This window comes from Parablautia sp. Marseille-Q6255 (assembly GCF_951230155.1).
GTDB lineage: Bacteria > Bacillota > Clostridia > Lachnospirales > Lachnospiraceae > Choladousia.
On record NZ_CATNVD010000012.1, the window covers coordinates 26,572 to 40,235 of the forward strand.

11 protein-coding genes, 2 riboswitches and 1 other annotated feature are annotated in these 13,664 nt (G+C 45.9%); all 11 genes read right to left on the reverse strand.

Translation table 11 applies throughout. The features are described from left to right. Nucleotides 1–58: 58 nt before the first annotated feature. Complete coding sequence (locus tag QOX44_RS10405; protein ID WP_283683070.1) at nt 59–1,744, reverse strand: formate--tetrahydrofolate ligase; 1,686 nt, start codon at nt 1,742–1,744, stop codon at nt 59–61. Nucleotides 1,745–1,908: 164 nt separating this feature from the next. Beyond that, nucleotides 1,909–2,003, reverse strand: a riboswitch (THF riboswitch). Between the two features lie 68 nt (nt 2,004–2,071). Further along, a riboswitch (ZMP/ZTP riboswitch) is annotated at nt 2,072–2,153 on the reverse strand. 85 nt (nt 2,154–2,238) lie between these two features. Further along, on the reverse strand, nt 2,239–4,632 hold the full coding sequence (locus QOX44_RS10410; protein WP_283683071.1) for a hypothetical protein: 2,394 nt from the start codon (nt 4,630–4,632) through the stop codon (nt 2,239–2,241). A 70-nt stretch (nt 4,633–4,702) separates the two neighbouring features. Next, nucleotides 4,703–5,473 (reverse strand): YdcF family protein, encoded by a 771-nt coding sequence (locus tag QOX44_RS10415; protein WP_283683072.1) that lies wholly within the window; start codon nt 5,471–5,473, stop codon nt 4,703–4,705. Between the two features lie 67 nt (nt 5,474–5,540). Beyond that, entirely contained in the window at nt 5,541–6,041 is a 501-nt protein-coding gene (locus tag QOX44_RS10420) for an SEC-C metal-binding domain-containing protein (protein WP_283683073.1), read from the reverse strand. A gap of 416 nt (nt 6,042–6,457) precedes the next feature. Next, nucleotides 6,458–7,573 carry a hypothetical protein gene (locus QOX44_RS10425; protein ID WP_283683074.1) on the reverse strand — a complete coding sequence of 372 codons (1,116 nt, stop codon included), beginning with the start codon at nt 7,571–7,573 and terminating at the stop codon, nt 6,458–6,460. A gap of 271 nt (nt 7,574–7,844) precedes the next feature. Next, nucleotides 7,845–9,206 carry a M56 family metallopeptidase gene (locus QOX44_RS10430; RefSeq protein ID WP_283683075.1) on the reverse strand — a complete coding sequence of 454 codons (1,362 nt, stop codon included), beginning with the start codon at nt 9,204–9,206 and terminating at the stop codon, nt 7,845–7,847. After that, on the reverse strand, nt 9,203–9,583 hold the full coding sequence (locus QOX44_RS10435; RefSeq protein WP_283683077.1) for a BlaI/MecI/CopY family transcriptional regulator: 381 nt from the start codon (nt 9,581–9,583) through the stop codon (nt 9,203–9,205). The genes QOX44_RS10430 and QOX44_RS10435 overlap by 4 nt, the downstream gene beginning before the upstream one ends. A gap of 216 nt (nt 9,584–9,799) precedes the next feature. Continuing rightward, on the reverse strand, nt 9,800–10,807 hold the full coding sequence (locus QOX44_RS10440) for an Rpn family recombination-promoting nuclease/putative transposase (RefSeq protein ID WP_331488370.1): 1,008 nt from the start codon (nt 10,805–10,807) through the stop codon (nt 9,800–9,802). 292 nt (nt 10,808–11,099) lie between these two features. Continuing rightward, on the reverse strand, nt 11,100–12,038 hold the full coding sequence (locus QOX44_RS10445; RefSeq protein ID WP_331488371.1) for an Rpn family recombination-promoting nuclease/putative transposase: 939 nt from the start codon (nt 12,036–12,038) through the stop codon (nt 11,100–11,102). A gap of 437 nt (nt 12,039–12,475) precedes the next feature. Continuing rightward, nucleotides 12,476–12,853 (reverse strand): 50S ribosomal protein L7/L12, encoded by a 378-nt coding sequence (gene rplL, locus QOX44_RS10450; RefSeq protein ID WP_283683078.1) that lies wholly within the window; start codon nt 12,851–12,853, stop codon nt 12,476–12,478. Between the two features lie 72 nt (nt 12,854–12,925). Then, the gene (gene rplJ / locus QOX44_RS10455; RefSeq protein WP_283683079.1) at nt 12,926–13,414 is read right to left on the reverse strand and encodes a 50S ribosomal protein L10; all 489 of its coding nucleotides are present in this window, start codon (nt 13,412–13,414) and stop codon (nt 12,926–12,928) included. A 113-nt stretch (nt 13,415–13,527) separates the two neighbouring features. Then, nucleotides 13,528–13,659 (reverse strand) — a sequence feature (ribosomal protein L10 leader region). Between the last annotated feature and the right edge of the window lie 5 nt (nt 13,660–13,664).

The following is a 13,664-nucleotide window of genomic DNA, read 5'->3' on the forward strand; positions in this document are numbered from 1 at the left end:
TTTCCCCCTCTGACTGTTTTTACAAAAGTAGTAATCATACTCATAGCACTGCAGCGTATTAGAACAGTCCGGAGATCTTTCCTGTCTCGTCTACATCGATACGCTCTGCAGCCGGTACCTTCGGCAGACCCGGCATTGTCATGATCTCACCGGTAAGCGCTACGATAAAGCCTGCACCTGCGGAGATCTTGAGGTTACGTACCGTTACCTCGAAGTCTGTCGGCGCGCCGAGCTTCGTCTGGTCGTCTGTCAGGGAGTACTGTGTCTTAGCCACGCAGATCGGGCAGTTGCCGTAGCCGAGAGCCTCGAGCTCTTTTGCCTGCTTCTGTGCGTTTGCTGTCAGGACAACTCTCTTGCCGCCGTAGATCTTCTGTACGATCTGGTTGAGCTTATCCTCGATGCTTCCCTCCAGCTCATAGCTGTATGTGAAGTCGTTCGGCTCCTCTACGAGACGGATCACTTCTTCTGCAAGCTTGATGCCGCCTTCGCCGCCCTTTGCCCATACCTCGGACAGTGCTACGTTTACACCGAGCTCTTTACACTTGCTCTCTACGAGGTCAAGCTCTGCCTTTGTATCGGTCGGGAATGCGTTGATCGCTACTACGCACGGCAGTTTGTATACGTTTCTGATATTGCTTACATGCTTGAGCAGGTTCGGAAGTCCCTTTTCCAGAGCCTCAAGGTTCTCGTTGTTCAGGTCAGCCTTCGGAACGCCTCCGTTGTATTTCAGCGCACGTACCGTAGCTACGATCACGACTGCATTCGGCTTCAGTCCTGCCATACGGCACTTGATGTCAAGGAACTTCTCAGCTCCGAGGTCTGCGCCGAAGCCTGCCTCTGTGATCGCATAATCACCAAGCTTTAACGCCATCTTTGTTGCGATTACGGAGTTACATCCGTGTGCGATATTTGCGAACGGTCCGCCGTGTACGATCGCCGGAACGTGCTCCAGTGTCTGTACAAGGTTCGGCTTCAGAGCGTCCTTGAGCAGTGCGCACATAGCGCCCTCTGCATGCAGATCGCCTGCTGTTACCGGCTTCTGCTCAGAAGCTTTTCCGTATGTATAACCAACAATGATTCTTGCCAGACGTTTCTTCAGGTCTGTGATGTCGCTTGCCAGACACAGAACTGCCATGATCTCGGATGCTACTGTGATATCATAGCCATCCTCTCTCGGCATGCCGTTTGTCTTTCCGCCAAGTCCGTCTACAACGAAACGCAGCTGACGGTCGTTCATATCCACACATCTTCTCCATGTGATCTTTCTCGGGTCGATGTTCAGTGCATTGCCCTGGTAGATGTGGTTGTCAAGCATTGCTGCCAGCAGGTTGTTTGCTGCGCCGATCGCATGGAAGTCACCGGTAAAGTGGAGGTTGATATCTTCCATCGGAACAACCTGTGCATATCCGCCGCCTGCTGCTCCGCCCTTTACGCCAAATACCGGTCCGAGGGACGGCTCACGAAGCGCTACCATAACGTTCTTGCCAAGCTTCTGCAGTCCGTCAGCCAGACCAACTGTCGTCGTTGTCTTTCCTTCTCCTGCCGGAGTCGGGTTGATCGCTGTGACGAGGACGAGCTTTCCGTCCTTTTTATCTGTTTCTTTCAGAAGATTGTAGTCGATCTTTGCCTTATAATTTCCGTACTGCTCCAGATACTTCGGATCAATGCCAGCCTTTGCTGCGATCTCCGTAATCGGAGACATTGTAGTTTCCTGTGCGATTTCGATGTCTGTTTTGAATCCCATTGTTTTAATCTCCTCTCATTATAAAAAATAAAAAGTACCTTAAGTATTGTCAGACGGATACCTGCTTCCCAGCCGGCTGCTGCTCTTTGCCGCCTTATCAGATCCCGATATGAGGCAACAAAAAAACTGCGCAAAGGGATATACAGAGGAATCCATCTTAACGCAGTAGCGGAAGCGATACCGTAACGCGGAAAATTTCCTTCGTTCACATAAAAACCTTCCCATCGTGTGACACTTAACGTACTGTATCTTCTCTACTTTCATAGAAATTATTAAATTGTCGTCAGAGATCTGTGCTAATGAAAACTGGACAGCACCTGTGTTCTCAAATGCTGTCCAGACGGTCGACAAAATTATTATTTTGATCACCCTGTGGTGCTCCACTTATCCGTCAGCAATCAAAACCTCTAACTGTTTGTCATTATACCCGATGTTTTTTAGTTTGTCAAGAATTTATCAAAAAATTTTTTTCAAATTTTTCTGCGATTTTTCGCTTATTCTACGATCAGCACATATGGATCAAACGTTTTTTCTCTGAGCGCATCCATCGCCGCCTCGCCGTCCGTCTCATCTGTCAGCCACAGGCTGTAGCGGTATTCGCCGAAGCCGGAAAGATCCATTTTGAAATTGGTCTCCCATATATTATTCATCACCCACGAATACACCGGCCGGCGATTGTTCTCCTCTTTTCCATCGCACAGCACGATCGGATGATGGCGAAGCTCTCCCATATACAAAAGAGCGGTATCCCGCGCGGCGATCAGAGCGCCGCCGCCCGGCGCCGTATACGCCAGCCCCTCATCTGACATATAAAACTCCATACAGGTTCCCGGGATCTGATCCACACCCGGGCGGAATGCTTCCGTACCTTTTCGCAGATACAGGCTGTCATCCGGAAAGTCAAGGCTAAGCGGCAAAAAGATACTTTCTATGTCTGTTGAAATAGTCTTTCCAAGCTCCAGTCTGAAATCTACACGCGGCATATCCTCAAAGAAGCGTACGACTACATCTGCACGCACAGTCCCAGGCAGGCTGTAGCGCAGCCGCAGCTGTGTAAACACCCTGCCGTGTTCCTCCACGCGTATCTCCTCGAGACGGCCCGCATACAGCTTCGCATGCTGCCCGCGCATATTGCGTCCCATCAGTCGGCGTTCAAGCTCTTCCGGATAGGGATCTGCATTGTCATAACGCACCTTTGTCACCTCGTAGACCGGTGTGAAAAACGGCGCCTCACCTCTTCCGGTCAGCTCCCGTCCTGTCCGCTTATCGACAAACGAAGTCACACCCTCTCCTGTCCGATAGGAAAGCCGGAAAAAACGGTTTTCAAAGCCGTATGGCAGCCGGAAGGACTGCGGATCGTAATCGTTGACAATGTCCTTTACATTCTCCGAGCCCACATAGCACTGTCTCGTATTCATCACATCCGGTACAGCGGGCATTGCTTTATATACGTATGTTTTTTCCTGCCCAGCTGCAAATTCATCAGTAAAGCTGATCATCCTTCCGCGCGGATGTGCAGACACCTGGCACGGGATCTCTCGTCCTGATTCATCTCTCACCTGTGCCTGCGGCATTGCCATTGTCTCGATATAGAACTCTACAAGCTGCCGCCCTGCAGCTTTAGAAACGCTGCACGCACGTATTTTTCCTTCCGTATTGTAATAGCGCAGCAGATCGCCCTTTTCCCTGATCACTGCATTAAGCATACGGGATGCTGCCTCGTGCGCACCTGAAGCATAGCTGTTTTTGCGCATATCAAGGTTTAACACCATTGTCGTATACGGGTTCACGATCGTTGCTGAGTGCCCCCACGTATGCTCTGCATACAAAAGCATATTGTCCTGCGCCGCCTTTACGTGCTGCGGATACTTCTCCTGCAAATGCTCCTCCAGCCGGCTGCAGAGATGATAACGATACTGCGCTTCCCGATAATGCTTTACCGCATACGGGGTGCTGCCGACTCCGTTCGCCCACCAGTCAGTCAGGTCCCCGTGGTATACCGGAGCCTGTGCAAGGCGGTCACGGATCTGCGCATACAGTTCCTGAAGAGAAACCATGCGGATCTGCACATCGTCTCCATATACTTCATTGTACTTCCTGATATTCTCCAGGATTTCTGCACATGGCGGCGCATTATCACTGAACACGCCCGACACAGACGCTATGATAAAATCGTATGCGTATCCCTGCGATTCACAGGAATCGAGATATTTCATCAGGTTCTCATGCAGCGCCTCCACTGCATCCTCTGGCAGACGCTCCTGTCCAAAGTACGTTTTCTGCATATACGCGATCGCCGGGTTCGATTTCAGTCCGAGCGCATTGCCCAGATTGTAGTGCTCTCCGTTCCACACAAGGATACGCTTTCCCTCTGCATTTTCCCACCAGTATGCTGTCTGGTTTTTGTACAGCGGATACATTCCATGATGACAGTGGATGTTTGTATACAAAAACTCAATGCCATTGTCGATCATCGCATCCCGGTATCCCATAGAAATACCATTGATGTCTGCAAACATTGCTGTACAAAGAGAAACACCGTTTTGCTCAAAATATGCGTTCCACTGCGCAAGGCGCTCCCGGTAGACAGGCACCTCCAGAAGATCGGTGAAATTCAGATAATTTGCTGAAATACCGATCTTTCCTTCTGAGACAAGACGGCAAAACGCCTCCTTCTCCTGCTGCGTGGCAGTCTCAAAAAACTTCTCCACACAAAACAGTGTCTCACAGTTCCAGCGAAAATCTGCATATTCCGGCTTCTCCATCATTGAGAGCACCGTGCGGATATAATCTGTCTGTACGTCGATGACCCTTTCCTGAAGATCTGTATAACCGATGTCTGTGTGGGAATGATGCACCACATAGACGGTACGGATCTGATGACTCATACGCATTCTCCTTTTTCTTTTTATGTCTGTTTTTGGTCAGTTGTCCTGATGCCTTTCTTTCACGGCTGCTTTACAGCTCCATGCTGCCTGTCAGCAGCTCTTTTACGATCGCAAACATCTCGCGCAGAACGTAATGCGCCTCCATCAGAGGATCGCCAGCTGCCGGAATCGCATACGCAGCCTCATAGCCCTGCTTTTTTGCAAGCGCGAGCGCACGGTACACATGGAAATCATTGGAAAGTATCCCGGTGCGGCTCTCTCTCGGCGTCTCATGCGGCAGCGCGGCGCAAAACGCCAGATTCTCCTTCGTCGTAGTCGACCGGTCTTCTTTTATCAGACGCTCTTCCCCGATCCCCCGCCCGGACAGATAGCGGAACATACACTCTGCCTCTGAGATATCCTCTCCGCTGCCCTTTCCGCCGGAGAGAAGCAGCACGGTATCCTGATTTTTTTCTGCGTAAGTATAAGCCGCTTCCAGCCGCTTCAAAAGCGCGCGCGACGGTTCTTCTCCACTGACGTGCGCGCCAAGCACGATCACATAGTCAAGCGCCTCCGGCGTCTTTGTCCTCATTCCTGATACGATGCGGCTGCCAAGAAAGAGCATCCCCGCGATACCTGCTGCGATCAGCACGCCCGATACCACAAGCACATAGCCCGCCCACGAATGCGGATGCGACGCTTCATACAGAAATAAACGCCATAAGGTCAGGAAAAAAACGCCGCCTGCCACCCAGATCCACGCGAAGTCCGTCTGGAGTCCGGCATACGCAGTGACCGCCGCATAATAAATAAAACAAAGGATGCCTATGATCAGGCATCCCGTCTGTAAACAATTCCGCATGTAAGTCTCCATTTCCCTGCTGTCTGAAGATTTGCCTGCAAATCCTTTCGCAAACTGCGAAACTCTGTTATCTGCCGCAGCAGAATTTGTATTTTTTGCCGCTGCCGCACGGACATGGATCGTTTCTTCCGACCTTCTTGCCCTTTACGATCGTGTTCATCTTCTTCGCTTCCATGTAGAGCGCTTTCTTCTTCTCTGCATCAAAGATCCTGTCCCATGCCGGAAGATTGTAAAGCCAGTCAGCCTTTGCATCTACCATATTTTTGTACAGAAGCTCATTGTCGAAATCAAGACTTACGACCGTATCCTCTTCCATCTCCTCGATCGGGTTCGGCGTCTTTAAGCTGTCATTGATGCCATCAAGAAATCCAACCATCTTCATAAGCGGGATCTCATATTTCTCTGCAAGCTCCTTTACGGTACCGGAAACTGCCTCCTCCGGATTCTCCAGAAGCTTCTCATACACGCCCTTCTCTGTCAGAAAGTAATCTGACCAGAACTGCTGAAGCTGTTTTCTATCTGTCTCCTGAGAGTACGCAGTATCTCTCCATGTCTGTAATAATCCCATAGTAATACCATCCTTTAATTCTTTTTCTGATTCACATAAAAATAACCAACGCCAACGTATCGCCCCGCTGACGCCAGTTATTATATAACACTTTTTCGGCAAAGACAAGCAAAACCGCCAAAATCGCTCCGACGAAAAATATCCGGCACTTCCCGGTGTGGCATCACTTGTTTCCAGTAACCATGATACCTGATAAACTTTTTTTAAAGGTGTATATTTTGCTCCGATCCGGCTATACTATCACTAATCTCACAGGGAAAGCCAACAGGCGATCGTAAATTTTCTTATGAGATTATTGTATGTTCTTATCACCGGATCCCCCTCCGGTGATCCTTACCAAAGATAAAATAAATACTTATCCTCCCCTTTATAACCCCGCGGGCGCGCAAGGCTGCGCATCCGCGGGGTTTTGTTCGCTACTTCATATTCTTTTCGATCACGATCTTGCCTTTGAATCCGAACTTGCGGAGCTTTTTCTCTACCTTTTTATTTCTTACGTGGAAGGTGGTCTTTACAGATGCTCTTCTTAAATCTCCACCCTTCAGATTTTTTGAATAAAGATAAATATGGTTAATCTCGGAGTCACCGGCTTCTTCCTGAATATATACGTAACGAACATCTTCCGGTATATTCAGACGCTTTATTGGAGGAGTATATTTTATACTTAAAAAGAGATACTCATTTCCGTATTCCTTGCCCATTTTTATACGCTTCAGATTTGGGAGTCCATAAATTCCGCACAAACCAGTTTTACGTACCTGAAGTGTCTCAATGGCTGTATTCCCCCAAAATGCGTGAGCAGATATCTCTTTGACCCCTTTGGGCACTTTATAATTCTTCTTTCCGGAAACGACATTATCCAGACGTGTTCCATCTTTCGAACAGATATCATTTCCTACCATCTTCAGATATTTATGTTTTTTATCAATAGTCATTTTTAAAGACGGACAGTTTTTAATATCGAAACTCTGATAGTCCCAGTCCCAATAGTAATTCTTTGTAAAATGCAGCCGCTTCAATTTAGGACAATTATAGAAGCGTGCCTCTCTCAGATCGTTCGGATCCTCAAAAACCACATATTTCAGCTTTTCATAGCCATACGCCGGACCATATACCAGCACTCCCTTGGCAAACGTGATCTTCTTCAAACAGGCCTGATAGGAATGTTTCTTATCCGGGATGGCAACATTCGGTCTCCAGTAGGGTTTATCGGGTTCCTGTCCTATAGCAGTAGTATACTTGTATTCCTCAAGATCTCCCCATACAAAAGATTCTACCTCATATTTCTTTTTCTTATACTTTATCTTTTTTGGGATGTATAATTCTGTCGGCAGATTACTGCCCCTTACATCGTCAATATACGCTATGGCGACAGGTTTTTTCCCTTGCTCATTCTTATAAAACACATAATCTACATTATTAATCCGTACACGAGGTCTTTCAGACGCAGATACTGTCATACCTGCACAAAGAAGCATCAGCATTCCCATAAACGCGAGAAGCAGATGGAGATAATTTTTTCCTTTTTTCATGTTCAACCCTCCTTGATGGTACACAAAGCTTTATCTGTTTTTTTACAATGCGGACTCTTATTGTACAAAATGTTCTAACTACAGGCTCTGCTTTGTAAATTCCTCCTCCAAAACAAAATCAGCTATCTTCTTATCGTATAAACAACGCACCACCTCTTTACTGTAAATTTTTCACGTACTACTTTCTTGTAATATAAAGTTTATCATATAATTTCACAGTATGCAAGTTTTATTTTGTTTATTATATCTAGTTTTTCTCACTTTCAGCAGGTTAATGAGGACATTTTGTATATTTTGTAGAACTAATCATCTCTTCAGCGATTATATGATCACATTTTATACATTTTTTTGTTTTATAAATAAAAACCTCACATCCTCCTTTTCCATCTCGCTTATGAACTGCTTTTCTCCCATCTTTATATGTATGTGTGCATGCCCGCTCACTTTCTGTAATTACCTTATCCTCTTCTAAATAAGAAACGGTTCCTGTAATGTCATCAATAAATACACAATCCGAGTGTGTAAAATCTATCGCTGCGACATCATCCGTGACGAACTCTTTATTGTCATCTACGGTCCACTCCATTTCTTCGTCCAAATCTTCTTCTAATATTTCTACCTCCCAATCGATATCCTTATCTATTTCCCCTCTAGCAACTTTTTCTGTTTCATACGCATACGTACTGATAAAACTGCTAAACGCTGCCGCGATCACTACAATAACAATCCCCAATCCTCTTTTTATTCTTCTTCTGTCCATAATTACCTCCACTCTGTCAGAAATATCTTTTTTGCTTCCTGATAAACAGCTTGCCCAAAGCTTCGTTTTCTGAGCGCCTGTCGCTGCCGCACGTACGACCAGCCGCGCATACGCGCCTCTTTTCTCATCGCCCGCGATGCGCAGTGTCTCCTCGTCGCACCGATATTCCGAGACTTTATTTATCTCCCTTAGCATCAGATAGGAAAACGGATTAAACCAATGCAGCAGTATGACCAAAAGACTGATCCACTTCATCAGGACATCCTGCCTTTTGATATGCGCAGCTTCGTGGAAGAGTACAAACTCCTGCTCCTCCTGTGTAAAATCCTGCTCCGGCAAAAATATGACCGGACGCAGCACCCCCAGGGTAAACGGTGTCTGTATTCCAGATACTTTCTTGATCGGGATCCGCTTTTTCCCGCACAGCTTTCGCAGCTCTGGATTGTTTTCAAGCGTCTCCTGAGAAATATCTTTTGCACATACCCCAAGCAGCCTTTTCAGGCGAAAATACCGAACCGTCTGATAACCGATAAAGCCAAGCGCAACACACACTCCCACCGCCAGACAGACAACCTTCCAGCTTTCCACTATCAGATATTCTCCTGAATTAAGGGCAACCGCTGTATACCCGGATATTCCGAACTGTGTCACCCCGCCTATGTCGGGATGGAAAAATCCCGGCAGAAGCTCCCCCAGCTCATACGGCAGATTATATTTTATCTTTTGTATCGGAAAGAGAAAGAAAAACACTGCCGCCTTCAGCAATATATCCTTCTGCGACGCACCAAACCTTTTTCGCAGGATCAAACCTGACGAATAATACAGCAGCATCGTTATAGTTCCCGCCAGGCTCATCGCCGCAATCACATTCATACCCGCTCCTTTTCTTCAATGAAACGCATCAGCTTCTGTTCTTCTTCCGATGTGAGCCTCTGGTTTCCGCTAAACGCCGCAATGAAATTCGCGAGTCTGCCTCCGTAGGATTCCTCCAGAATCTCTTTTGCACAAAGCTGCTGATAGCGGATCTCGTCCACCGTCGGTACATAAATGGATTTTGGCGATCTGTTCACCCGCTCAAGCAATCCTCTTTTGGTGAGACGCAGCAGATTTGTATTCAATGTCTGCTTGCTCCACTGTTTTCCCTTTTCCTCATTGAACCATGTAAGCAGCTGTGCAAAAGTATTGTTGTCGGGATGTTCCCATAAATATTGCATAATTTCCAATTCTGCTCCTGTTACCTTTACGCCCATATTATCACCTCATGTACTATATTATTGTATTACTATTTTACCATTTTCTGACGTATGACACAACTGTCTTTTAAAAATGTTTGGAGTAATTCTTACTAACTAATTAAAATAACCATATTTCTTTTAATACCTGCGAATGAACAAAAATATATATAAATATCCGGCAGCAGTCTAAATGAATATATTTTCAAACTACTACCGGATATTTTCAGCGTATCAGGCGTCACTTTCTTCTATATTAACTTCAAGCTTTTCTTCCCCGGATCCTCCCTCCATCCATCGGTGGACCGTGTCTTCTTTTAGCCATTGCTCAAGCACTGCTATATCCACTTCTGCTGCTTTGGCAATCTGTTCAATGGAAAGCCCCATTTTTGTAAGACGCTGCGCCATACAGCGTTTGGCTTCTATTCGGCCTTCTGTACGACCTTCCTGTAAGCCCTCCTCTCTGGCCTCCTGCCTGTCATAATACCTTTCTTCCCATGCCTGCATATATTTCACTCCGATCTCTTCATCAGACCTTACCTGTCGCACGCGGTCATGTATCCTTCGGATACGGGCACTTTCTGTCTGTTCCACCACCGCATCTGTTGTATGCTCCAAATAATGCAGAAATTCTGTCAGTTCTTTTGACACCTCACTGTCATTCCTGCCACGCGTATTTAAGAACATTCTCACTGCGCCATCATCCAGTGAAAGATCCGGTACTTCCAGACACTTCGGCATAAAAGTATAACAATACTTTCCCAGGCCGAACAGATCAAACGTCATGATCATAATTAAATATGTCTGATTCAAACGGTTATAATCCAGAATGCCCGGTTCCAGCAAAGAAGTATCCAAAATCCCTTGGTAATAACGGCTACGTCTTACAAGATCACCTTTTCTCCGATTCTGCATCTCCGTATTATAGACAATTTCATCTTCATCTATCGAAAAAACATCCATACGGATCGACCGCGCAAGCGGCGATATGCGCAGCTCTTTCTCTGACTGTATCTGCTGCAAAAGAGAAATATCTCTGCCCAGAATAATACTAAGTGCCTCCTGCTGTGTTGCCGCATCCTCCATCACTTCGTCAAATAGAAAACGGCTCGTAAGATTCAGTTCCCGCAACGGTATCATAGTCTTCTTTTGCTGCATTTCTTTTTTTGCAGATTTCTCTGCCGTACCATTTCCCGCTTTTGCTCTGGTTTCTGGTCTGACTTTTATTTTGTTCTTTACCATATGATTCTCCTTTATCTTATCATATCAGGGGGAATTTGAGTAGATTTTGTAAGCTTTGAACATGAGATTCTAAAACTATTAATGAATTGTAAAAGAGTCTGATATCTCAAAAGAAATGTTGTGTGGTTCTCTCCTGATCCCTTTTCGAAACTACAGGACTGTTTTTATATTATATCACATTATTTTTTTGTATAGCAACATATTATTTATGTTTTATAGAGTTTGAAAACAAATATCCGGAGGCAGCCGAAACGAATATAGCTTCAAACTGCCGCCGGATATTTTGAGCGCATCATATATCATCTTCAAGCTCTTCCTCTTCGCCTCCCCCAATCCATCGGCGAACCGTCTCCAGATCTGCCTCGGCAGCCCTGGCAATCTTCTCAAAAGGAACGCCCATATCTGCCAGATTGCGCGCCATACTTCGTTTTGCATCTTCTGTAGCTTCCTGCCTGTCATAATACTTTTCTTCCCAAGCCTGCATATACTTCACCCCAATCTCTTCATTGGACCGCACCTTTTTCACGCGGTCATGTATTTTCCGAATGCGGCTGCTCTGCGTCTGTTTCGCTGCTGCATCTGTCGTATGCTCCAGATAATGCAGAAATTCTCTTAGTTCTTTTGATACTTCATCATCATTCGTTCCACGCGTATTCAGAAATATTCTCGTTGCCCCATCTTCAAGTATAAGCTCCGGCACTTCCACACACTTCGGAACAAAAGTATAACAATATTTCCCTAATCCGAACAGATCAAAAGTCATGATCATAATTAAATATGTCGGATTTAAAGAATTATAATTCGGTACGCCTGCCTCCAGAAGCGAAGTATCCAAAATCCCCTGATAATAACGGCTGCGCTTTATCAGATCGTCCTTCCGGCGATTCTGCATCTCCGTATTATAGACAACGCTCTCTTCATCCACGGCAAACACATCCATACGGATCGACCGTGCAAGCGGAGATACGCGCAGCTCTTTCTCCGACTGCCCCTGCCCTGCAAGAGTAATATCCCTGCCAAGAATAATACTGAGCGCCTCCTGCTGTGTCGCAGCGTCTTCCATAACTTCGTCAAACAAAAAGCGGTTCGTCAGATTTAATTCTTTCAGCGGTGTCATGATTCGCTTTTGCGGCGCTGTTCTTTCTGAGTGTTTCTCTTGCACACTACCGACCGTTTTGCTTTTCGTTTTTGATCCAATTTTCACTTTGTTCTCTGTTTTGTCTTTTACCATATGTTTCTCCTTCATTTTATCATATTTGCCCTGGATTGAACAGATTTTGCAAGAATTTTGAAGATGAGATTTAGATGTTCTGAGATGTAGAATTTTTATCACTAAATAGTATGTTTCCTTTTAATTGTATCATATAATCTTATTTAATGCAACTTATTATTTATGTTTAATATAGGCAGCTACATGCTACGAGCCGTGCGAACTCGGAACCGCTGCGCGTTTCCTCGTACGCGGGCTGTCGCCCTATGAAAATAATAAAAGACACGCGTCCGGAAACATGTTTCCTTCACATACGCAGACTGAGTGCACCGCGCCGACTCGCAAATGCTTCGCATTTTCTCGTGCGCGTTGCTCCTTCATAAAGTCAAAAAACCGGAGATTTCCGCTTGCGGAATCTCCGGTTTTAATGACTTTACTCAGTCTGCTTATCGCATCGATTATTTCAATGTAACCTTTGCGCCTTCTGCCTCGAGCTTTGTCTTCATCTCCTCAGCCTCTGCCTTGGAAGCGCCCTCTTTGATTACCTTCGGAGCGCCGTCTACTACTTCCTTAGCCTCTTTCAGACCAAGACCTGTAGCTTCACGTACAACCTTGATAACCTTAACCTTGTTCGGGCCTACCTCTGTAAGCTCTACGTCGAACTCGTCCTTCTCCTCTGCTGCTTCTGCTGCGCCAGCGCCTGCTGCTGCTACTACAACGCCTGCTGCTGCAGATACACCAAATTCTTCCTCACAAGCCTTTACCAGCTCGTTCAGTTCAAGTACAGATAACTCTTTAATAGCTTCGATAAATTCAGCTGTTGTCAACTTTGCCATTTTATTTTCCTCCTGATTTAAATATTGTTTTTCTTTTTGATCTTAACTATCTCCGATCAGCCGATCCTGTAATTACTCAGCCTTTGCTTCTGCGATCTGATTAAGCACACGAGCGAGATTTGCAATCGGTGACTGGATGCTTCCAAGAAGTTTTCCAAGAAGCTCTTCTCTTGACGGAACGGCTGCAAGTGCTGCAACACCCTTCTCATCATAGTAGTTGCCCTCTACGATACCAGCGAGCATTTTCAGTGTCGGAGCAGTCTTTGCATATTTTGCAACGATTCTTGCCGGAGCCGTTGCATCGTCTTTGGAAATAGCGATAGCATTCGGTCCTTCCAGATGCTGCTTCAGCGGCTCACAGTCTGTACCTTCAAAAGCGAAGTTCATCATTGTGTTCTTATACACCTTGTAAGTAATACCAGCTTCTCTCAGCTCTTTACGAAGCGCTGTATCAGCTTCAACCGTAATACCACTGTAATGTACCAGAACAACTGACTGTGCGTCTTTGATGTTTTCTGAAATCTCTTCCACGATCGGTTTCTTCAGTTCAACTTTTGCCATGAAATGGTGCACCTCCTTATAGATTTAAGTGTACCGCCGGATAAGTAGGAAATTTCACCGGAACCTGCATCCCGGTCATCTTGATCTTATGGTATAGAAAAGTAAAAACTTTCCTTTACGATAAAAAAGCCCTCTGCAAGACAGAGAGCTGTAAATTCTTCCTAAGAATCTCTTTTCTCCTCGGCAGGCGTTTTCTCCTTATACCTCTCGGCACCTGCTGTCTTCGGCAGTCTTTGAAACTATAGCATAT